The organism is Streptomyces sp. NBC_00370 (assembly GCF_036084755.1).
Classification (GTDB): domain Bacteria; phylum Actinomycetota; class Actinomycetes; order Streptomycetales; family Streptomycetaceae; genus Streptomyces.
In genome coordinates this window covers 4,845,669-4,866,896 of the sequence record NZ_CP107968.1, presented here as the reverse complement: position 1 = coordinate 4,866,896, position 21,228 = coordinate 4,845,669, and the positions used below count along the sequence as shown (strand labels likewise).

Genomic DNA, 21,228 nt, shown 5'->3' with positions numbered 1-21,228 from the left:
AGGGTTGGGGTCATGAGTACGTTGCGCGGAGGACGCGAGGGAGGCACCGTCGAGGGGCTGCCGGACTGGGGCAGGTGCGCGGTGATGGGTGTCGTCAATGTCACGCCCGACTCCTTCTCCGACGGCGGCCGCTGGTTCGACACCACCGCCGCCGTCAAACACGGCCTCCACCTCGTCACCGAGGGCGCCGACCTCGTCGACGTCGGCGGTGAGTCCACCCGGCCCGGCGCCTCGCGCGTGGACGAGGACGAGGAGCTGCGCCGGGTCGTGCCCGTCGTACGGGGGCTGGCCTCCGAAGGCGTCCTCGTCTCCGTCGACACGATGCGCGCCTCCGTCGCCGAGCAGGCGGTCGCCGCGGGCGCCGTCCTCGTCAACGACGTGAGCGGCGGTCTCGCCGACCCCAACATGGTGCCCGCCGTCGCCGCCGCGGGCGTGCCCTTCGTGGTCATGCACTGGCGCGGCTTCAGCCAGGACATGAACAGCCGCGCCGTCTACACCGACGTGGTCGCCGAGGTCGTCGCCGAGCTGCGGGAGCGGATGGACGCCGTGGTCGCGGGCGGCGTCGACCCCGCCCGTATCGTCGTCGACCCGGGCCTCGGCTTCGCCAAGCAGGCACCGCACGACCTGACCCTCATCGCCCACCAGGCCGAGCTGCGCGCCCTCGGCAGGCCGCTGCTGGTCGCCGCCTCCCGCAAGCGGTTCCTCGGGCACGTACTCTCCGGCGGCGAGGGCGCACCGCCGCCCGCCAGGGAACGCGACGCGGCGACGGCGGCGATCTCGGCCATCGCCGCGCTCCAGGGCGCCTGGGCCGTCCGCGTCCACGAGGTACGGGCCACGGCCGACGCCGTACGCGTGGCACGCGCCGTGGAAGGCGCCGCCTGATGGCCGAAGGACGCGGCACGGCGCACACGGACAGCGAGCAGGTCGAGCTGGCCAACACCACGTTCTACGAGGCGATGGAGCGCGGCGACATGGAGACGCTGTCCGGGCTCTGGCTGGACGACGGCGTCTCCTGCGTCCACCCGGGCTGGCCGGTGCTCACCGGCCGCGGCGAGGTGCTGCGGTCGTACGCGCTGATCATGGCGAACACGGAGTACATCCAGTTCTTCCTCACCGATGTCGCGGTCTCGCTCGCCGCCGACACCGCGCTGGTGACCTGCACGGAGAACATCCTCAGCGGCGGCCCCGCGGAGGAGGCGGGCGAGCTGGGCCCCCTCGTCGGCCAGCTCGTCGTCGCCACGAACGTGTTCCGGCGCACGGCCGACGGCTGGAAGATCTGGTCGCACCACGGCTCACCCGTGCTGGCCGAAACCGACGAGGAACAGGACGACGAGCCACCCGCTTGAGTGGGTAAGGGCCTCGGGTGGATTGGTTCAGGGCCCCACGGGTATGGGCGGGGCGACCGGCACCGCAGCTACCCGTCCTGACCCCACGGGCGAGTGCTGTCGGTGCTCGCAGGTAGATTCGACCGAGATGACCCGGCAGCCCGCACGCGGCCGGGGCGTCCGCCGACCAACGACAGCAGGAGTGATTCGCGTGGATCGTGTCGCGCTGCGCGGCCTCAAGGCCCGCGGGCACCATGGCGTCTTCCCACGGGAGCGCGAGGAGGGCCAGACCTTCGTCGTGGACGTCGTGCTGAGCCTGGACACACGGCCCGCCGCAGCCGGCGACGACCTGGCGAAGACCGTCCACTACGGCATCGTGGCCGAGGAGGTCGTGGCTGTCGTCCAGGGCGAGCCGGTCGACCTGATCGAGACGCTGGCGGAGCGCATCGCCCAGCAGTGCCTGAAGCACGACGGCGTCGAGGAGGTCGAGGTGGTCGTCCACAAGCCCGACGCCCCGATCACGGTGCCCTTCGACGATGTGACCATCACCATCACCCGGAGCCGAGTATGAACGCACAGAGCGATCCGACCGTCCAGCCGGTCCCCGCCTCCGTGGTCGCCCAGGTGGACGCCGCCGATGTCACCCTGTCCAACCCCCGGCGTGCCGTCATCGCCCTCGGCTCCAACCTCGGCAACCGGCTGGAGACCCTGCAGGGCGCGGTCGACGCGCTGGAGGACACCCCGGGGCTGCGGGTGAAGGCGGTCTCCCCGGTGTACGAGACGGAGCCCTGGGGCGTCGAGCCCAGCTCCCAGCCCTCGTACTTCAACGCGGTCGTGCTGGTGAAGACGACGCTCCCGCCGTCCTCGCTGCTGGAGCGCGGCCAGGCCATCGAGGAGGCGTTCGACCGGGTACGGGACGAGCGCTGGGGCCCGCGCACCATCGACGTGGACATCCTGGCGTACGCGGACGTCGTGTCGGACGACCCGCTGCTGACGCTGCCCCACCCGCGCGCCCATCAGCGCGCGTTCGTCCTCGCCCCCTGGCGCGACGTGGACCCGGAGGCCCAGCTGCCTGGACACGGCGCCGTGCTGGAGCTGCTGGCCGGCGTCGGCGAGGACGGCGTACAGCATCGCGTGGACCTGGAACTCCGGCTGCCCGAGTAGTCGTTAGGCTCAGCGGGTCGGTCAGGTACGGGTAGGCGAGGCGAAGGGCGGCTTTCTCGGTGAAGCAGTTGAGGATCGGCGTCCTGGCCGGCCTTTTTGTGGTGGCCGGCGTGCTCTCCTGGAGCGGCGCCCGCCTCTGGGACTCCGTGGGTACGCTGCCGAGCGTCCCGCTCGCCGCACCCATCGTCCTCGCCCTGATCGCCGTCATCCTCTTCGCGACGGCGATCTCGCTCCGCGGCCAGCTGAAGGCCCAGCGCGAGCGGCGCCCGGGGGCGAAGGGCGTCGACCCGCTGATGGCGGCGCGCGCCGTGGTCTTCGGCCAGGCCAGCGCGCTGGTGGCGGCGCTCGTCGCCGGTATCTACGGCGGCGCCGGTGTCTTCCTGCTGGGCTCGCTCGACATCCCGCCCCGCCGTGACCAGGCCATCTACGCGGGCTTCTCGGTACTGGCCGGCTTCGCCGTCATCGCGGCTGCCTTCTTCCTTGAGCGGGTCTGCAAGCTCCCGGACGGCCCGGACGACGACAACGACCACCACGGGGCGAGCCCCATACGCTAGGGAGTGTCCGCGAGCCAGACGAGACTTCGCGGACACGATCTAGGCCCCTTCGGCCCGGTATCAGCGGCCGATGATCAGGCTCATCGCCTCCGAGCGGGTCGCGGGGTCGCGCAGCTGGCCGCGGACCGCCGACGTGATGGTCTTGGCCCCCGCCTTGCGGACGCCCCGCATCGTCATGCACATGTGCTCGCACTCGATGACCACGATCACGCCGCGCGGCTGGAGGATCTTCATCAGCGACTCGGCGATCTGGGTCGTCAGCCGCTCCTGCACCTGGGGGCGGCGGGCGTAGACGTCGACGAGCCGGGCCAGCTTCGACAGACCGGTGATCTTCCCGTCAGCCGACGGGATGTAGCCGACGTGCGCGACACCGACGAACGGCACCAGGTGGTGCTCGCAGGAGGACATCACCTCGATGTCCTTCACCAGCACCATCTCGTCGTGCCCGAGGTCGAACGTCGTCGTCAGGACGTCCTCGGGGCTCTGCCACAGTCCGGCGAATATCTCCCGGTACGCCCGTGCCACCCGGCCCGGCGTCGCCCGCAGGCCCTCCCGGTCCGGGTCCTCCCCGACGGCTATGAGCAGTTCGCGAATGGCGTTCTCGGCGCGTTTCTCGTCGAACTCGCCGATGGTTCCTTCGCCGTCCAGCGTCATCGGGTCCGTCATGTGGTGCCTCGTTCCTGTTCCGTCCCCGCGAGCGGGCAGACAAATACCGCGCCCCCACAGGCTAAAACCTGGGGGGCGCGGTATCCATTCCGGGCCTGTTGTGGCGCCCGGGATCAGCTCTCCGGACGGTCCTCGGGGACCGCCTCGGTCGGTGTCTCACCGGTCGTCACGGCGGGCAGGCCGCCGTTCGTACCGTTGGCCCCGTTGGTCAGAGCGAGCTCCTTCGGGGAGAGCACCGGCGGCCGTGTCGAAGGCGTACGCCGCGAGGAGCCGGTCCACGCCGGACGGGCCGGGCGCTTCACGATCGTCGAGAAGACCTCGGCGATCTGCTCCTTGTTGAGCGTTTCCTTCTCCAGCAGCTGGAGGACCAGGTTGTCGAGAACGTCGCGGTTCTCGACCAGGATCTCCCAGGCCTCGTTGTGCGCGGTCTCGATCAGCTTCTTGACCTCTTCGTCGACCAGCGCGGCGACCTCTTCCGAGTAGTCGCGCTGATGGCCCATCTCACGGCCGACGAAGGGCTCGGTGTTGTCGCCACCGAACTTGATCGCGCCCAGACGCTCGGTCATGCCGTACTGCGTGACCATGGCACGTGCCGTCGCCGACGCCTTCTCGATGTCGTTGGCGGCGCCGGTGGTCGGGTCGTGGAAGACCAGTTCCTCCGCCGCGCGTCCGCCCATCATGTAGGCGAGCTGGTCGAGCATCTCGTTGCGCGTGGTCGAGTACTTGTCCTCGTCGGGCAGGACCATGGTGTAACCCAGGGCCCGGCCTCGGGACAGAATCGTGATCTTGTGCACCGGGTCGGAGTTCGGAGACGCCGCCGCGACCAGGGCGTGGCCGCCCTCGTGGTACGCGGTGATCTTCTTTTCCTTCTCGGACATGATCCGGGTCCGCTTCTGCGGGCCCGCCACGACGCGGTCGATGGCCTCGTCCAGCGCGTTGTTGTCGACGAGCTTGCGGTCACCGCGCGCCGTGAGGAGCGCGGCTTCGTTCAGCACGTTCGCCAGGTCGGCGCCGGTGAAGCCGGGCGTACGACGGGCGACAGCGCCCAGGTCGACGTCCGGGGCGACCGGCTTGCCCTTCTGGTGGACCTTCAGGATCTCCAGCCGGCCCTGCATGTCGGGACGGTCGACCGCGATCTGCCGGTCGAAGCGGCCCGGGCGCAGCAGCGCGGGGTCGAGGATGTCGGGCCGGTTCGTGGCGGCGATCAGGATGACGCCGCCCTTCACGTCGAACCCGTCCATCTCCACGAGCAGCTGGTTCAGCGTCTGCTCGCGCTCGTCGTGGCCACCGCCGAGACCCGCACCGCGGTGCCGGCCGACGGCGTCGATCTCGTCGACGAAGACGATCGCCGGGGCGTTCGCCTTGGCCTGCTCGAAGAGGTCACGCACACGGGACGCACCGACACCGACGAACATCTCGACGAAGTCGGAACCCGAGATCGAGTAGAACGGGACGCCCGCCTCACCGGCGACGGCACGGGCGAGCAGCGTCTTACCCGTACCGGGCGGGCCGTAGAGCAGCACACCCTTCGGGATCTTGGCGCCGACCGCCTGGAACTTCGCCGGTTCCTGGAGGAATTCCTTGATCTCGTGGAGCTCCTCGACCGCCTCGTCGGACCCGGCCACATCGGCGAAGGTCGTCTTCGGCGTGTCCTTCGTGAGCAGTTTGGCCTTCGACTTCCCGAACTGCATGACCCGGGAGCCGCCGCCCTGCATCGAATTCATCAGGAACAGGAACACCACGACAAGGAGGACGAACGGAACGAGCGAGATCAGTACCGAAAGGAACGGGCTCTGCTTCGACGGTGAGACCGTGTAGCCCTTGCTGATGTCGCCGTTGTTGAACTTGGACTGCAGCGTCTTGGCCAGGTCGGCACCCTGGGTGCCGATGTAGCTGGCCTGGATCTTGTCGCTGCCCTTGATCTTCTGGCCGGACTTGAGTTCGACCTTGATGACCTGTTCGTCACCAGTGGTCAGCTTGACCTGTTCGGCCTGGTTCTTGGAGATCGCCTGGACGACCTCGCCGGTGTCCACTGTCTTGTAGCCGCCCGACGAGCCGACGACCTGCATCAACACGACCACGGCGAGGACGGCCAGCACGATCCACATGACCGGCCCACGGAAGTATCGCTTCACGTCCATCCATACGGAGCGATGACGCTCCGTCCCTCCTGCCCGTAGGTAAATGCTGCTGTGAGAAAAAGACTGTTCTTCGGACGGTACCCCAGCATTGTCACCCGCGACCGCACGGGACCGGCGACAAACCCGCCTTCCCCTGCTCCAACGCCGGGCGGGTGGCAGGGGTTCCCGCCCCGGTCAGCCGCCGTAGACGTGGGGTGCCAGCGTGCCGACGAAAGGCATGTTGCGGTACTTCTCGTTGTAATCAAGGCCATAACCCACGACGAACTCGCTGGGAATGTCGAAACCGATCCATTTCACATCGATCGCGACCTTTGCGGCATCCGGCTTACGCAGCAGGGTGCAGACCTCCAGCGAGGCCGGCTCCCGTGAGCCCAGGTTGGACAGCAGCCAGGACAGGGTCAGTCCGGAGTCGATGATGTCCTCGACGATCAGGACATGCCTGCCCTTGATGTCGGTGTCCAGGTCCTTGAGGATCCGGACGACACCGGAGGACTGGGTGCCCGCCCCGTACGAGGAGACGGCCATCCAGTCCATGGTCAGGGGGGAGGACAGCGCGCGTGCCAGGTCCGCCATCACCATCACGGCGCCCTTGAGCACCCCGACGAGGAGCAGGTCCTTGCCCGCGTACTCCGCGTCGATCTTCGCCGCCAGCTCGGCCAGCTTCGCGTCGATCTCTTCTTTGGTGATGAGCACCGACTGGAGGTCGCTGCCGAGGTCCTTGTCGTCCACCGCTTCACTTTCGTTGTCGGCCGGGGTCCGGGATCGCGGCCCCGGTGGACACAGCCGGAGAACTTCAGACCGTCAGGTCCCAGCACTTCAGCCCTGCCGGATGACCAGTCTGCCACCCTGCCGTCTGGCCTCGACGCGGCCGGGCAGGTTGATGGCCGCCTGACCCCGCCAGCCGGTGATCAGCCGGTCCACCTCTTCGATGTGCCGGGCGAACAGCGAACCCGCGGGGGCGCCCGCTGTGATGGCGGCCCTGCGCAGCACCCGGCGGCGGACGGCGGGCGGCAGCGCGTACAGCTTGGCGCACTCCAGCTGCCCCGCCGCGTCCCGTACGGTCCCCTCGGCGTCGGCGGCCCAGGCGTCGAGTGCGTCGGCGTCGTCACGGGAGAGCTGGGCGGTACGGGCCAGGGCCTCGACGACGCCTTTGCCGAGCGCCTTCTCCAGGGCCGGCAGCCCTTCGTGGCGCAGCCGGGAGCGGGTGTAGGCGGGATCGGTGTTGTGCGGGTCGTCCCAGACGGGGATCGACTGCACGAGGCAGGCCTTGCGGGCCGTCTGACGGTCGATCGTGAGGAACGGGCGGCGGTATCTGCCGGCCGCCCCCGAGACGGCCGCCATACCGGACAGGGACCGGGTGCCGGAGCCCCGCGCGAGCCCGAGCAGAACGGTTTCCGCCTGGTCGTCGCGGGTGTGGCCGAGCAGGACGGCCGCCGCACCGTGTTCCTCGGCGACCTGGTCGAGTGCGGCGTAGCGGGCGTCCCGCGCCGCTGCCTCGGGGCCGCCGGCCTGGCCGACGGTCACGGCGACGGCTTCGACGGGGTCGAGCCGCATGGCGCCCAGCCGGGCGACGACCTCGGCGGCGCGGCGGTCGGAGCCGCTCTGCAGGCCGTGGTCGACGGTGACACCGCCGGCGCGTACGGAGAGCTTGGGGGCCTCGAAGGCGAGGGCGGAGGCGAGCGCCATGGAATCGGCGCCGCCGGAGCAGGCGACGAGCACCAGCGGCGGTCCCGCCTCGGGGGCGCGGGAAGCCGGGGTGCTGTCGGTGAGGATGTCGTGAAGTACGCGGCGAACCGCCAGGCGTATCGCCGCGACCGCAGGATGGGGACCCATGTCCGGTGCCCTTCGTGATGTTTTTCGGGAGGTGCCTCGCTCGGATTCGGGACGATGTCCGTCACTCAGAGTGCGTCGATGGTGACAGAACCGAGCCGATACCCGAGCATCGCACGCCTACCCATCACCTACGGTCCCTCGGATGGGTGATACCTGGGGCGTTCTTACGCTACGGACAGTTTCCGGCGGTCCGGAATCCCGCTCAGGAATCGGCCTTGCGGTGCACGCGCGCGACCCAGTCCGCCGGTTTGGCGATCTCCGCCTTGGTGGGGAGCGTGTTCGGCGAGGTCCATACCCGGTTGAAGCCGTCCATCCCGACCTCTTCCACCACGGCCCGGACGAAACGCTCGCCGTCGCGGTACTGGCGCAGCTTGGCGTCGAGGCCGAGCAGCTTGCGCAGCGCCTGGTCGAGCCGGCTCGCGCCGCTGGCCCTGCGCTGCTGGAACTTCTCGCGGATCTCGGCGACGGACGGCACGACCTGCGGGCCCACGCCGTCCATCACGTAGTCGGCGTGGCCTTCGAGCAGGGACATGACGGCGGTGATCCTGCCGAGCACCTCGCGCTGGCCCGGGGTCTGCACCAGTTCGACGATGGAACGGCCCTCGTCGTCGTCCTCGGCCGCGCCTTCGGCCGCGCTCTCCGAGCGGTTGCCGCCGAGCGACTGGGCGGCTTCCCTCAGCCGCTCCAGAATCGTCATGGGGTCGACGTCGGTCTCGCGGAGGAACGACTGGATCTCGCCCTCCAGGTGGTCCCGCAGCCACGGCACACCGGTGAACTGGGTGCGGTGGGTCTCCTCGTGGAGGGTGACCCAGAGCCTGAAGTCATGCGGGTCGACGTCCAGTTCACGCTCGACGTGGACGATGTTGGGGGCGACGAGCAGCAGCCGGCCGCCGCCGCCCGCCGACGGCAGGTCGCGGGTGTCGGGGGCGAAGGTCTCGTACTGGCCGAGCACCCGGGACGCCATGAACGACAGCAGCATGCCCAGCTCGACGCCGGTGACCTTGCCGCCGACCGCGCCGAAGACGGCGGCCCCCGGACCGCTGCTGCTCTGCCTGCGCTCCTGCATCTTCTCCAGCAGGGGCTTCAGCAGCTCGCGGAACCCGGCGACGTTGGCCTTCACCCAGCCGGCCCTGTCGACGACCAGGACCGGGGTGTCCACCGGTTCCGTTCCTTCGGGGATCATCCGCGTGTACGCGCGGACGTGCTCCTCCGCGGACTTCGCGTGCCGCCGCAGTTCCGCGACGATCTCGCGCGCTTCCTCGCGGCTCACCTCGGGACCCGGCCGCACGAGGCGGGTCGCGGTCGCCACCGCGAGATTCCAGTCGACCATCTCGGCACCACCGATGCTCGTCATGCGTCAACCGTACGTTGTCCGCGCGGAATGCGGTGAGGTGTCGGTGGCCCGGTTCTTCCCCCACGTGTCCCCCTAGGGGAGACGTGGGGGACGACGCGCGGGCGGTCAGGCGGTCGGTACGAGGGTGGCGGCGAGCCGGTCGAGGGCCTTCTGCGCCGCGTCGGGGCCCGGGGTCGAGCCCGCCATGAAGGCGAAGGCCAGCAGTCGGCCGTCCGCGTCGACGACCGTGCCCGCGAGCGTGTTCACGCCGGTGAGGGTGCCGGTCTTGGCGCGGATCAGCCCGGCGGCCGGCGCCGCGTCCGCGAACCGGGCCCGCAGGGTGCCGCTGAACCCGGCGATGGGCAGCCCGGTGAGCACGGGGCGCAGCTCAGGGGACTGCTGGTCGCCGTCCCGTACGAGCAGTGCGGTGAGCAGGGACGCGCTGACCTTGTCCTGGCGGCTGAGCCCGCTGCCGTCGGAGAGCCGCGCACCGGTGAGCGGCAGCTTCAGCTTCTTCAGCCGGGCCAGCACGGCCCGCCCGGCGCCCGCGAAGCTGGCGGGCTCGTCGGCGGCGACGGCGGTCTGCCGGGCCAGGGACTCCGCGATGTCGTTGTCGCTCTGGGTCAGTGCCCGCTCGACAAGGGCCGAGAGCGGCGCCGACCAGATCCTGGCGACGCGCTCGGCGTCCTTGGCCGCCCGCTCGGGGCGCGGCGGCGCCGTCGTACCGATGCCCCGGTCGCGCAGCAGCGCGGCGAACTCCCGGGCGGCGGCGCCCGCGGGGTCGCCGCTGCGCGGCGCGGGCCCGGTGGTGGACCTGTCGAGGCGGCCTTCGTTGCTCATCAGCGCGACGACGGGGGCGATGTTGTCGTTGGGGCCGATGGGGTGCTGGCGCGGCCCCGAGTAGAGGGACGTGTCGAAGCCCAGGTGGACCTTCTTGACGCCGCGGGTCCGCAGGGCCTTCGCCGTCTGGTCGGCGAGCGCCGCGAGCCCCTTGGCGTCGAGGGTGGCGTCGCCGCCGCCGACCAGCGTCACCTTCCGCCCGTCGGAGCCCGCGACGACGGTGGTCGCGATGCGGTGGTCGGGACCGAGCGCGGACAGGGCGGCGGTCATCGTCGCGAGCTTCACGGTCGACGCGGGCGTCATCGGGACCGCGGCGCCCTTCGCGTAGAGCTGCTTGCCGGTCGCCACGTCGACCACGACCCCGGTGTGCCGGGAGCCGAGCGCGGGGTCGGCGAAGAGCGGGTCGAGCTTGCGGGCGATGGTCCTCGGCACGCTCGCCGGCGTCTTCTCGGCCGCCAGGCCGGACCCCTGCCCCGACCCGCCCAGCGCGGCCAGGACGGCGCCCGCGCTGGGTGCCGGCGCGGGTTCCCGAGCGGCTCCAGGCGCCGGGCGCACCTGGTGATGTGCGCCACCCGTACGGCCCTGGGCGACCGCCCACTGCCGCTCGGCCTTACGCTGACCGTTGTCCCAGGGGCCGGCCGCCGCCACCGCACCGGCCGCAACCAGCAGCCCGACGACCACGGAACCTGCCGTGATCTGCCACACTTTCGGCTCAAGCACGGCTGACCAGCCCCTTTCGCGATCACACTGCTGCGTGGGGGACACTTAACCACTGCGCCTTGCCGCGAGCATGGCACCCCTGCCCATGCGGCCTGTCAGGCGGCGATCCGGGGGGCCTCCTCCGCGTGCGGGCACACCATCACCGGACAGATGTGTTGATCATGGAGGAGCCACCCGTGGAGTTCGACGTCACCATCGAGATCCCCAAGGGATCGCGGAACAAGTACGAGGTGGACCACGAGACCGGTCGCATCCGCCTTGACCGTCGTCTCTTCACCTCGACGAGCTACCCGGCCGACTACGGCTTCGTCGAGAACACCCTCGGCGAGGACGGCGACCCGCTGGACGCGCTGGTCATCCTGGACGAGCCGACGTTCCCCGGCTGCCTCATCAAGTGCCGCGCCGTGGGCATGTTCCGGATGACGGACGAGGCGGGCGGCGACGACAAGCTGCTGTGCGTCCCGGCCTCCGACCCCCGCGTCGAGCACCTGCGGGACATCCACCACGTGTCGGAGTTCGACCGGCTGGAGATCCAGCACTTCTTCGAGGTCTACAAGGACCTGGAGCCCGGCAAGTCCGTCGAGGGCGCCGACTGGGTCGGCCGCGCCGAGGCCGAGGCCGAGATCGAGAACTCGTACAAGCGCCTCCAGGCGCAGGGCGGCACGCACCAGCACTGACGTACGCGCGAGTTGAGCGCCACGACGGGCGGCACACCCTCCGGGGGGTGCCGCCCGTCGGCGTGTGGCGGCCCATGACCGTGCCCATACTGGGCAGACGCGGGCGGGGACAGGTGTGACAGGACGGGCGACGAGAGGACGTGTGGAAGCTAAGTGGTGGCCGAGCCGGACGGTCCGGAGGACCGGAAACCTCAGTCGGACGAGGCACACAGCGCCTTCACCCCACCCTTCGGGGTGGAACAGCCGCCGGTCCCCGACGACGACCGCCCCACCTCCGAATTCGCGCTGCCCGAAGGGCTGAACACCGAGCAGCCGGCCGGCAGCGAGGGCTCCGCCTTCGACACTCCCCCGGGGCTGCCCGCCTCGTACGGGGTCCGGCAGTCGCCGCCCGCCTTCACCCCGGCCGAGGGCATCCCGATGGTCCGCATAGTCAAGGAGGCGCCCTGGCAGGACCAGATGCGCACCCTGCTGCGGATGCCGGTCGGCGAGCGGCCCGTACCGGAGCCGGTGCAGCGGCACGACGACGCGGGGCCCGCCGTACCGCGCGTGCTGGACCTGACGCTGCGTATCGGGGAGCTGCTGCTGGCGGGCGGTGAGGGCGCGGAGGACGTCGAGACGGCGATGTTCGGCGTCAGCCGGGCGTACGGACTCGACCGCTGCGAGCCGACCGTCACGTTCACGCTGCTGTCGATCTCCCATCAGCCGTCCCTGGTCGAGGACCCGGTGACGGCCAGTCGGACCGTACGGCGCAGGGGCACCGACTACACGCGGCTCGCGGCCGTCTACACGCTCATCGACGACATCACCACCGAGTCGACGGACGTCACGCTGGAGGAGGCGTACCGGCGGCTCGCCGAGATCCGGCGTAACCGGCACCCGTACCCCGGCTGGGCGCTGACGGTGGCGAGCGGGGTGCTGGCGGGCTCCGCCTCCGTGCTGGTCGGCGGTGACCTGGTGGTCTTCGTCGCGGCTGCGCTCTGCGCGATGCTCGGCGACCGGCTGGCCTGGCTGTGCGCGGGGCGCGGGCTGCCGGAGTTCTACCAGTTCGTGATCGCGGCGATGCCGCCGGCGGCGATGGGGGTGGCGCTGACCCTGCTCAGTTCCGCCGAGCACTGGGACATCAGGCCGTCGGCCGTCGTCACCGGTGGGCTGTTCGCCCTGCTGCCGGGACGGGCCCTGGTCGCTGGCGTGCAGGACGGCCTGACGGGTTACTACATCACCGCGTCGGCGCGACTGCTGGAAGTCATGTACTTCTTCATCGCGATCGTCATCGGGGTGCTGCTCGTGCTCTATCTCGGCGTGCAGCTGGGCGCCGAGCTGAACCCGGACTCGTCGATCCACACCCATCCCCGCCCGCTGCTGCAGATCCTGGTGTCGGTGGCGCTGAGCTTCGCCTTCGCGATCCTGCTCCAGCAGGAGCGGTCGACCGTGCTGCTGGTCTCGCTCAACGGCGGGGTGGCGTGGGTGGTGTACGCGGCGATGCACGACGTGGGCCACATCTCGCCGGTCGCGGCGACGGCGGTGGCCGCCGGGCTGGTCGGCCTGTTCGGGCAGCTGCTGTCCCGCTACCAGTTCGCTTCGGCGCTGCCGTACGTGACCGCGGCGATCGGTCCGCTGCTGCCCGGTTCCGCGACGTACTTCGGGCTCCTCGGCATCGCCCAGAACGACCTGGACAAGGGGCTCGCCTCGCTGTCGAAGGCGGTGGCGCTGGCCCTGGCCATCGCGATCGGGGTCAACCTCGGTGGGGAGATCTCCCGGCTGTTCCTGCGGGTGCCGGGCGGGGGCCGCACCTCGGGGCGCCGCGCGGCCAAACGGACGCGCGGGTTCTGACCCCGCCCGCTGTGCGGGTGCCCGCGTCAGTTCTTGGCGTGGCGCCTGCGGCCACCGGTGCCCGGCGCCTCGGGGCCCGGCGCGCCGTCACGGCCCGCCGTACCGGCGGGCTGCTGCGGCGCCTGGGCCGCGGCCTTCTTGGACTTCGAACGGGCCCGCAGGTACTCGATCGCGATCGGCACCACGGAGACCAGCACGATGGCGACCAGGATCAGCTCGATGTGCGCGTTGACGAAGTCGACCTTGCCGAGCGCCGCGCCCAGCAGCGTGACCCCGGCGCCCCACAGCGTGCCGCCGATGATGTTGAACGTGATGAACGAGCGGTAGTTCATCTTGCTGACGCCGGCGATGATCGGCGTGAACGTACGGATCACGGGCACGAACCGGGCCAGGACCAGCGACTTCGGGCCGTACTTCTCGAAGAACTCGTGCGCCTTCTCGACGTTCTCCTGCTTGAAGATCTTGGAGTCGGGCCGCCGGAAGAGCGAGGGGCCCACCTTGCGGCCGAAGAGATAGCCGACCTGGTCACCGACGATCGCCGCGACGGCGACCAGGGTGCAGACGAGCCACAGCGGCTGGTCCAGGGAACCGGCCGTGACCAGCAGTCCGGCGGTGAACAGCAGCGAGTCGCCCGGCAGGAAGAACCCGATGAGCAGGCCCGACTCGGCGAAGACCACCACCAGGACGCCGAGGAGACCGAAGGTCCCGATCAGCTGGTCCGGGTCCAGCCAGCTGGGTCCGAGCGCAATGGTGGTCACGGGTTCGGGACTCCTGTGTCGTGTCGGTCGATCGTCGAATCGGCGTTGTCGGCCGCCCAAAGCTATCAACGTCCGCCGGGCTCCTGCGGTTCCACCCGTCTGCCGGGGTGCGGGCGGGGCAGACGAGTACGAAGGTGCAACCAGGGAGAGTTCGGAGAGAGGGACGGCACATGGGAACGGAAGAATACGGCGGCGGCCAGGGTACCGGCGACGACGTCCTCGTCGTCACCACGAACGACGTGCCCGGCTACCAGGTCCGGCAGGTGATCGGTGAGGTCTTCGGCCTGACCGTCCGCTCCCGGAACGTCGGCAGCCAGTTCGGCGCCGGGCTGAAGTCCCTGGTCGGTGGCGAACTGAAGGGGCTGACGAAGACCCTCGTGGAGACCCGTAACCAGGCGATGGAACGGCTCGTCGAGCAGGCCAGGTCGCGCGGCGGGAACGCCGTCCTGATGATGCGGTTCGACGTGACCGAGGCGGCCGACGTCGGCACCGAGGTGTGCGCGTACGGCACGGCCGTGGTGCTCGAACCCACCGCCTGACGGCACGGCGAGGACGGGCCGGCCGGCTGAAGCGAGCCGGCCGGCCCGTGACCCGTTTCCCGTGACCCGTTTCCCGTGGCCCATTTCCCGTGACTCGTTTCCCGGGCCGTTCCGGGGCTTTTGTCCCGTTACGGTGACCGCGTGGCCACCGACGCTCAGCACGCTCCCCCCGCGCCGTCAGCGCGCACCCTGCTGCCCCTGGTCCTTCCCTCGCTGCTGATCGGCGTCGTCGCGAGCCTGGTGCTCCTCGGCGTGAGCGAACTCGCCGACCTGCTGGAGGACGTCCTGTGGCAGACGCTGCCCGACGCCCTCGGGATCGGCCGCTACTCGATCCTGTGGATGATCGTGGTCCTCACGGCGACCGGGATCGCCGTGGGGCTGGTGGTCCTGCTCGTCCCCGGCCACGCGGGACCCGATCCGGCCACCACCGGGCTCGTCGACGAGCCGATGGCTCCGGGTGTCCTGCCCGGTCTGCTGCTGGCGGCGACGCTGGCCCTCGCGGGCGGCGTGAGCGTCGGTCCCGAGAACCCGATCACCGCCGCCAACATCGCCCTCACCTACTGGCTGGGCCGCAAGATCGCGCCGCAGAGCCCCACCATGGTCTGGGTCGCGCTCGGCGCCGCCGGCACGATCGGCGCGCTGTTCGGTACGCCGGTGGCGGCGGCGCTGGTCCTCTCCGAGACGCTCAGCTCCCGGCCGGGCCCCGGCTCGCTGTGGGACAAGCTCTTCGGGCCGCTGATCGCCGCGGGCGCGGGCGGGCTGACCACGGTGCTGATCTCGCACCCGACCTTCGACCTGGACCTGCCCGGCTACCACGGCACCACCTGGGGCGACCTGCTGGCCGCGCTGGTCATCGCGTCGGCGGCGGCGCTGCTGGGCATGGCGGCGGTGTACTGCCTGCCGTACGCGCACACCGCGTTCCGCACGCTCAGGAACCCGGTGCTGACGCTGACCGTCGGCGGTGTCGTGCTCGGGCTGCTCGGCGCGCTCGGCGGGAAGCTGACCCTGTTCAAGGGGCTCGACCAGGTGAAGACGCTCGCCGCCGACCCGGGCGGCTGGTCGGCGGGGTCGTTCGCACTGATGGCGGTGGTGAAGCTGGCGGCGGTCGTGGTCGCGGCGGCCTGCGGGTTCCGGGGCGGCCGGATCTTCCCCGCCCTCTTCGCCGGCGTCTCCCTCGGTCTGTGCGCGCACGCGCTGGTCCCCGCCGTACCGGCCACGCTCGGGGTGGTCTGCGGCGCGCTCGGCGTGCTGCTCGCCGTCACCCGGCAGGGCTGGCTCAGTCTGTTCACCGCCGCCGTCCTGGTCGCCGACCCCAATGTGCTGCCGCTGCTCTGCGTGGCGACGATCCCGGCGTGGCTGCTGGTCACGGGCCGTCCGCTGATGCAGCTCAAGAAGGACGGCACCTCGCTGCGCTGACGGACCGCCGGAAAAACGGAGGCACGCCGCCGGGCGGTGCGGCGGGTTCCTTCGTATCCTCGCGGGAGAGGGACCGGACCCGTCGCGAGGAGATCAGCTCATGCCGCTCCGCCCAGGTACGAACGACTCCGGGGACGCCCAGGCCGCGGCCGAGGACCACGCCGAGATGCGCCGTCTCTCGCTCAACCCGTTCTTCGGCGCTGCCGACCCGACGAGCGAGATGAACTCGGCGCCGCCCACCCACCGGCTGCCCGACGGACCGATCCCGCCCGAGACGGCGTACCAGCTGGTCCATGACGAGCTGATGCTCGACGGCAACTCGCGGCTCAACCTCGCCACCTTCGTCTCCACCTGGATGGAGCCGCAGGCGGGGCGGCTGATGGACGAGTGCCTGGACAAGAACATGATCGACAAGGACGAGTACCCGCGCACCGCCGAGCTGGAGCGGCGCTGTGTGGTCATGCTCGCCGATCTGTGGAACGCCCCGGACCCCTCGACGACCGTCGGCTGCTCGACCACCGGCTCCAGCGAGGCGTGCATGCTCGCCGGGATGGCGCTGAAGCGGCGCTGGGCCAAGCGCAACGCCGACCGCTATCCGGCGACGGCCAGGCCGAATCTCGTCATGGGCATCAACGTCCAGGTCTGCTGGGAGAAGTTCTGCAACTTCTGGGAGGTGGAGATCCGGCAGGTGCCCATGGAGGGCGACCGCTTCCACCTCGACCCGCGGGCCGCCGTCGAGCTCTGCGACGAGAACACCATCGGTGTGGTGGCCGTGCTCGGCTCGACCTTCGACGGGTCGTACGAACCGGTCGCCGAGCTGTGCGCCGAACTCGACGCCTTCCAGGAGCGGACGGGCCTGGACGTCCCCGTCCATGTGGACGGCGCGTCCGGCGCCATGATCGCGCCCTTCCTCGACGAGGACCTGGTCTGGGACTTCCGGCTGCCGCGCGTCTCGTCCATCAACACCTCGGGGCACAAGTACGGGCTCGTCTACCCCGGCGTCGGCTGGGCGCTGTGGCGCACCCCGGAGGAGCTGCCCGAGGAGCTGGTCTTCCGGGTGAACTATCTGGGCGGTGACATGCCCACCTTCGCGCTGAACTTCTCCCGTCCCGGCGCGCAGGTCGTGGCGCAGTACTACACCTTCCTGCGGCTGGGCAGGGAGGGGTTCCGCGCGGTGCAGCAGACGGCCAGGTCCATCGCGATGCGACTGGCCGACCGGATCGGCGCGATGGACGAGTTCCTGCTGCTCACCCGGGGCGACGAACTGCCGGTCTTCGCCTTCACGACGGCGCCGGGCGTGACGAACTTCGACGTGTTCGACGTGTCACGGCGGCTGCGCGAGCGCGGCTGGCTGGTGCCCGCGTACACCTTCCCCGCCGACCGGCAGGACCTGTCGGTGCTGCGGATCGTCTGCCGCAACGGCTTCTCCGCCGACCTGGGCGCTCTGCTGCTCGCCGACCTGGAGCAGATCGTGCCGGAACTGCGGCTCCAGGAGCACCCGTTGAACCGGGACAAGTCGCAGGTCACGGCGTTCCACCACTGATCGGCCGCGTCAGCCGCCGTACGGATTCACCTGACCGTCCGCGAGCACCCCGACGAACGGCTCGCCCTCACCGGCGAAGGTGTAAGCGCCGGCCTCGATGCGCCGGATCAGGCCGCGTGTCCATTCGGCGCCGGTGTCGGCGGAGTGGATCCACAGGTGCATGATCTCGCCGATGTGGCCGAGGGACTCCGGGCCCTCGTCGGGGACGTAGTGCTCGGTCACCGCGTCCCGCCAGGCCTGGATCGCCCGCAGCCGCTCGCCGAGCAGGCCGACGACCTCGGCCCGCTCCAGATCGACGATGCAGCCGAGCGCGGCGGAGAGCACGTCCATCTTCTGGTCGTAGGAGACCAGGGATTCGCGCAGCAGCCGGAAGTACTCGGCCGTGCCCGCCTCGGTCAGCTCGTACTCCGTGCGCGGCGGGCCGCCCGCCGTGCTCGGCGCGACCTCGTGCGCCAGCAGGGCGCCTTGCTTCGCGAGCTGTTTCAGGGCGTGGTAGATCGAGCCCGGCTTGGCGTTGGACCACTCGTGGGCGCCCCAGTACTCCAGGTCGTTGCGGACCTGGTAGCCGTGGGCCCGCCCGTGCTGGCGCACCGCGCCGAGCACGAGCAAACGGATCGCTGACATCCGCCCAGGCTATTGCCCCTCAGAACGGGAACTGCGAGCGCCCGTACTGGACGGAGATCCACTTCTGGGTGGTGAACGCGTCGATCATCGACTCGCCGTTCAGCCGTCCCGAGCCCGAGTGCTTCTCGCCGCCGAACGGGACGATCGGCTCGTCGTGGACCGTGCCGTCGTTGATGTGGATCATGCCGGTCCGCACCCGGTGCGCCAGCTTCACCCCGCGCTCGATGTCGCCGGTGTGCACGGCGCCGCTCAGCCCGAACGGGGTGTCGTTGGCGATACGGACCGCCTCGTCCTCGCCGTCGAACGGGACGAGGATCGCGACGGGGCCGAAGATCTCCTGCGACAGGAGGGGCGAGTCGGCGGCGAGGCCGGTCAGTACGGAGGGCGAGACAACGTTGCCTTCGGTGCCGCCGTGCAGCAGGGCTGTCGCGCCCGCCGCGACCGCGTCCGTGACGGTCTTCGAAACGGCCTCGGCCTGACGGGAGTTGATGAGCGGACCGATGTGCGTCGACGGGTCGGCCGGGTCGCCGGCCTTCAGCGTCCGCACCTTGGCGACGAACTTCTCGGTGAACTCCTTCTCCACCGCGCGGTCCACCAGGATGCGGTTGGCCGCCATGCAGACCTGGCCCTGGTGCACGAACCGGCTGAAGACCGCCGCGTCGACCGCGTAGTCGATGTCGGCGTCGTCCAGCACGATCAGCGCGCTGTTGCCGCCCAGTTCGAGGATGGCGCGCTTGAAGTTGGCCGCGCAGACGGTCGCGACATGGCGGCCGACCGCGTCGGACCCGGTGAAGGAGATGACGGAGGGGATCGGGTGCTCGATGAGCGCGTCACCGATCTCCGCGATGTCCGTGATCACGACGTTCAGCAGGCCCGCCGGCAGCCCCGCGTCCTCGAATATCTTGGCGACCAGCGCCCCGCCGCAGATCGGCGTGTTCTGGTGCGGCTTGAGCACCACGGCGTTGCCGAGCGCCAGCGCGGGCGCGACCGACTTGATCGACAGCAGGAAGGGGAAGTTGAACGGGCTGATGACCCCGACGACTCCGACGGGCAGCCGGTAGACGCGGTTCTCCTTGCCGTCGATCGGCGACGGCAGGATCCGGCCCTCGGGGCGCAGCGCCACCTGCACGGCCTCGCGCAGGAACTCCTTGACGAGATGCAGCTCGAAGGCCGCCTTCAGCCGCGTACCGCCCAGCTCGGCCACGATGGCCTCGGATATCTCGGCCTCGCGGTCCTCGACCAGCCGCAGCGCCCGCTCGAACACCAGCCGCCTGGTGTACGGGTTGGCTGCGCCCCACGCCTCCTGCGCACGCGCGGCCGCCCGGTACGCCTGGTCCACCTCGTCAGCCGTGGCCACCGTGATCGACGCGAGCTTCTCCCCGTTGTACGGGTTGAAGTCGATGATGTCCCAGGACCCACTCCCGGGCTTCCACTCACCGTCGATGTACTGGTGGGCCAGGTTGGTGAAGAAGGACATGAGACCCCTCGTCGCGTCGTCGCACAAGCGCGTGGACTGATGTCCCGCCATCGTACGGGCGTGCGTGGACAGTTGGGGCGGATCCTTCAGGACAGCTGCGTCAGCAGCCGGTGCAGCAGGTCGCGCGTTTTCTCCGGTCCGGGACTGTCCGCGTGCAGGCGCTGCATCACCCGTTCGTACTGGGCGACCTCCTCACGCTTGTCCACGTAGAGCGCGCTCGTCAGCTGCTCCATGAACACGACGTCGGACAGATCGGACTCGGGGAAGGTCAGCATCGCGAACGAGCCGGTCTCGCCGGCATGGCCGCCGAAGCTGAACGGCATGACCTGGAGCGTGATGTTCGGCTGCTCGGAGGCCTCGATCAGATGGGTCAGCTGACCCCGCATCACCGAGGCGTCACCGTAAGGACGGTGCAGCGCCGCCTCGTCGAGGACGGCGTGGAAGTGCGGAGCGCGCTCGGAGACCAGCACCTTCTGCCGCTCAAGACGCAGGGCGACCCTGCGGTCGATCTCGGCGCGGTGCGCCTCCGGGTTGGGCATACCGCGGGTGACGACGGAGTGCGCGTACGCCTCGGTCTGCAACAGGCCGTGGACGAACTGCACTTCGTAGACCCGGATCAGCGAGGCGGCACCTTCCAGACCGATGTAGGTTGGGAACCAGCCGGGCAGCACATCGCTGTAACTGTGCCACCAGCCCGCGACGTTGGCCTCGCGTGCGAGGCCGAGAAGTGCCCCTCGCTCGCGTTCGTCGGCGACGCCGTAGAGGGTCAGCAGGTCCTCGATGTCTCTGGCCTTGAAGCTCACCCGTCCCAACTCCATACGACTGATCTTGGATTCGGATGCGCGGATCGAGTAGCCGGCGGCCTCACGTGTGATGCCGCGTGTCTCGCGCAGTCTTCTCAGCTGTGAGCCAAGAAGGATGCGCCGCACCACGGAACCGCCCGATTCGGTTGCGGTCACGTCTCCAACCCTCCCCATCCATGGACATCTGCTGGAGCACCCCCGAACCCCAAGTGCCGGATTCTGCCACCAAAACGCTTCAGCGCGTACTCATTCGATTACGGAAATAAGAAGCCTTTGGGAAGAGGACAGAAGCAGCCAGAAGAAGAAATCGGTTGGAAACACCCTACGAAGGGTCAAGACAGGCAGCTGCACGTGCATCTGCCCTTGCATCTGCCCTGCGCATTGGGAACCATGGTGCTCGCGCACCTGCGTGCTCGTTTCAGACCACCGCAGTATCGCCACGGCCGCGAACCCCGGGAGTGCCCGCATGGGGACGAATGGATCGACCATGCTTGAGCCGTTAAGGCGCGGGCTCCCTCCGATCGATCCGACTGCTGCGTCCAGCTCGGCGTCGTGCGCCCTCCCCGCCCGGTACGAAGCAGTGCGCGGAGCACGCCAGTTCACCAGAGCCACGCTCGACCAGTGGGGTCTCAGCGACCGTTTCGACGATGTCGCGCTCGTCGTGTCGGAACTCGTCACCAACGCCCTGCGGCACGCGCTGCCCGCCGACACCCCGCGTGAGCACTCCGACTCCGCGGTACGGCTGCATCTGATGCGGTGGCAGAGCCGGCTGGTCTGTGCCGTGCGCGATCCGAGCTACGCCAGCCCGGAGACGCAGGAGGTCGACGAGAGCTGTGCGGCCGAATCCGGTCGCGGGCTGTTCCTGGTGGAGTCGTTCAGCGACACCTGGGGCTGGCACCCGCTCGCCGGAACACTGCACGGCAAGGTCGTCTGGGCGCTGTTCCAGCTTCAGAAGGACTGAGAGCTGACGGCTGACGGCTGACCA

21 protein-coding genes are annotated in these 21,228 nt (G+C 70.1%); 11 read left to right on the top strand and 10 right to left on the bottom strand.

What is annotated here, in order from left to right:
- Positions 1 to 12: 12 nt before the first annotated feature.
- The 5 genes from folP to OHS57_RS21705 all read left to right on the top strand — a co-directional run bounded on the left by folP (position 13) and on the right by OHS57_RS21705 (position 3,043).
- Positions 13 to 882 (top strand): dihydropteroate synthase, encoded by an 870-nt coding sequence (gene folP / locus OHS57_RS21725; RefSeq protein WP_443042931.1) that lies wholly within the window; start codon positions 13 to 15, stop codon positions 880 to 882.
- The gene (locus tag OHS57_RS21720; protein WP_041986351.1) at positions 882 to 1,346 is read left to right on the top strand and encodes a nuclear transport factor 2 family protein; all 465 of its coding nucleotides are present in this window, start codon (positions 882 to 884) and stop codon (positions 1,344 to 1,346) included. Before folP ends, OHS57_RS21720 begins: the two co-directional genes overlap by 1 nt.
- A 190-nt stretch (positions 1,347 to 1,536) precedes the next feature.
- A complete protein-coding gene (folB, locus tag OHS57_RS21715; protein ID WP_041986354.1) occupies positions 1,537 to 1,896 on the top strand; it encodes a dihydroneopterin aldolase in 360 nt (119 codons plus the stop codon).
- Positions 1,893 to 2,489 (top strand): 2-amino-4-hydroxy-6-hydroxymethyldihydropteridine diphosphokinase, encoded by a 597-nt coding sequence (gene folK / locus OHS57_RS21710; RefSeq protein ID WP_328583074.1) that lies wholly within the window; start codon positions 1,893 to 1,895, stop codon positions 2,487 to 2,489. Before folB ends, folK begins: the two co-directional genes overlap by 4 nt.
- Positions 2,490 to 2,548: 59 nt before the next feature.
- Entirely contained in the window at positions 2,549 to 3,043 is a 495-nt protein-coding gene (locus OHS57_RS21705; protein WP_041986362.1) for a DUF3180 domain-containing protein, read from the top strand.
- Positions 3,044 to 3,103: 60 nt separating this feature from the next.
- On the opposite strand, the gene folE is transcribed toward OHS57_RS21705, so the two are convergent.
- The 6 genes from folE to dacB form a co-directional block, all read right to left on the bottom strand.
- Positions 3,104 to 3,709 (bottom strand): GTP cyclohydrolase I FolE, encoded by a 606-nt coding sequence (gene folE / locus OHS57_RS21700; RefSeq protein ID WP_041986366.1) that lies wholly within the window; start codon positions 3,707 to 3,709, stop codon positions 3,104 to 3,106.
- Positions 3,710 to 3,822: 113 nt separating this feature from the next.
- Positions 3,823 to 5,850 carry an ATP-dependent zinc metalloprotease FtsH gene (gene ftsH, locus OHS57_RS21695; RefSeq protein ID WP_041986369.1) on the bottom strand — a complete coding sequence of 676 codons (2,028 nt, stop codon included), beginning with the start codon at positions 5,848 to 5,850 and terminating at the stop codon, positions 3,823 to 3,825.
- A gap of 174 nt (positions 5,851 to 6,024) precedes the next feature.
- Positions 6,025 to 6,579 carry a hypoxanthine phosphoribosyltransferase gene (gene hpt, locus OHS57_RS21690; RefSeq protein ID WP_041986371.1) on the bottom strand — a complete coding sequence of 185 codons (555 nt, stop codon included), beginning with the start codon at positions 6,577 to 6,579 and terminating at the stop codon, positions 6,025 to 6,027.
- Positions 6,580 to 6,666: 87 nt separating this feature from the next.
- Positions 6,667 to 7,683, bottom strand: coding sequence for a tRNA lysidine(34) synthetase TilS (tilS, locus tag OHS57_RS21685; protein ID WP_041986374.1), 1,017 nt, complete (start codon positions 7,681 to 7,683; stop codon positions 6,667 to 6,669).
- A gap of 202 nt (positions 7,684 to 7,885) precedes the next feature.
- A complete protein-coding gene (locus OHS57_RS21680) occupies positions 7,886 to 9,037 on the bottom strand; it encodes a zinc-dependent metalloprotease (RefSeq protein ID WP_328583073.1) in 1,152 nt (383 codons plus the stop codon).
- Positions 9,038 to 9,142: 105 nt separating this feature from the next.
- The gene (gene dacB, locus OHS57_RS21675; protein ID WP_328583072.1) at positions 9,143 to 10,576 is read right to left on the bottom strand and encodes a D-alanyl-D-alanine carboxypeptidase/D-alanyl-D-alanine endopeptidase; all 1,434 of its coding nucleotides are present in this window, start codon (positions 10,574 to 10,576) and stop codon (positions 9,143 to 9,145) included.
- Between the two features lie 176 nt (positions 10,577 to 10,752).
- Between dacB and OHS57_RS21670 the strand changes: the two genes are divergently transcribed.
- Both OHS57_RS21670 and OHS57_RS21665 read left to right on the top strand, forming a co-directional pair.
- Entirely contained in the window at positions 10,753 to 11,253 is a 501-nt protein-coding gene (locus OHS57_RS21670) for an inorganic diphosphatase (protein WP_041986385.1), read from the top strand.
- Positions 11,254 to 11,406: 153 nt separating this feature from the next.
- A complete protein-coding gene (locus OHS57_RS21665) occupies positions 11,407 to 13,083 on the top strand; it encodes a threonine/serine ThrE exporter family protein (protein ID WP_328583071.1) in 1,677 nt (558 codons plus the stop codon).
- 26 nt (positions 13,084 to 13,109) lie between these two features.
- Here the strand turns inward: OHS57_RS21665 and OHS57_RS21660 are convergent, their stop codons facing one another.
- Positions 13,110 to 13,841: a DedA family protein gene (locus tag OHS57_RS21660; RefSeq protein WP_328583070.1), complete on the bottom strand. Its 732-nt coding sequence runs from the start codon at positions 13,839 to 13,841 to the stop codon at positions 13,110 to 13,112.
- A 170-nt stretch (positions 13,842 to 14,011) separates the two neighbouring features.
- On the opposite strand from OHS57_RS21660, the gene OHS57_RS21655 reads away from it, so the two are divergent.
- The 3 genes from OHS57_RS21655 to OHS57_RS21645 all read left to right on the top strand — a co-directional run bounded on the left by OHS57_RS21655 (position 14,012) and on the right by OHS57_RS21645 (position 17,339).
- Positions 14,012 to 14,380 (top strand): YbjQ family protein, encoded by a 369-nt coding sequence (locus tag OHS57_RS21655; RefSeq protein WP_041986391.1) that lies wholly within the window; start codon positions 14,012 to 14,014, stop codon positions 14,378 to 14,380.
- A 141-nt stretch (positions 14,381 to 14,521) separates the two neighbouring features.
- The gene (locus OHS57_RS21650) at positions 14,522 to 15,796 is read left to right on the top strand and encodes an ion channel protein (protein ID WP_328583069.1); all 1,275 of its coding nucleotides are present in this window, start codon (positions 14,522 to 14,524) and stop codon (positions 15,794 to 15,796) included.
- A 100-nt stretch (positions 15,797 to 15,896) separates the two neighbouring features.
- Positions 15,897 to 17,339 carry a glutamate decarboxylase gene (locus tag OHS57_RS21645; RefSeq protein WP_041986398.1) on the top strand — a complete coding sequence of 481 codons (1,443 nt, stop codon included), beginning with the start codon at positions 15,897 to 15,899 and terminating at the stop codon, positions 17,337 to 17,339.
- A 9-nt stretch (positions 17,340 to 17,348) separates the two neighbouring features.
- On the opposite strand, the gene OHS57_RS21640 is transcribed toward OHS57_RS21645, so the two are convergent.
- The 3 genes from OHS57_RS21640 to OHS57_RS21630 all read right to left on the bottom strand — a co-directional run bounded on the left by OHS57_RS21640 (position 17,349) and on the right by OHS57_RS21630 (position 20,399).
- A complete protein-coding gene (locus tag OHS57_RS21640; RefSeq protein ID WP_041986401.1) occupies positions 17,349 to 17,963 on the bottom strand; it encodes a PadR family transcriptional regulator in 615 nt (204 codons plus the stop codon).
- 19 nt (positions 17,964 to 17,982) lie between these two features.
- Complete coding sequence (locus tag OHS57_RS21635; protein ID WP_328583068.1) at positions 17,983 to 19,440, bottom strand: aldehyde dehydrogenase family protein; 1,458 nt, start codon at positions 19,438 to 19,440, stop codon at positions 17,983 to 17,985.
- Positions 19,441 to 19,526: 86 nt separating this feature from the next.
- Positions 19,527 to 20,399: a helix-turn-helix domain-containing protein gene (locus OHS57_RS21630; RefSeq protein ID WP_198533233.1), complete on the bottom strand. Its 873-nt coding sequence runs from the start codon at positions 20,397 to 20,399 to the stop codon at positions 19,527 to 19,529.
- Positions 20,400 to 20,709: 310 nt separating this feature from the next.
- Between OHS57_RS21630 and OHS57_RS21625 the strand changes: the two genes are divergently transcribed.
- Entirely contained in the window at positions 20,710 to 21,204 is a 495-nt protein-coding gene (locus OHS57_RS21625) for an ATP-binding protein (RefSeq protein ID WP_041986405.1), read from the top strand.
- Positions 21,205 to 21,228 lie beyond the last annotated feature (24 nt).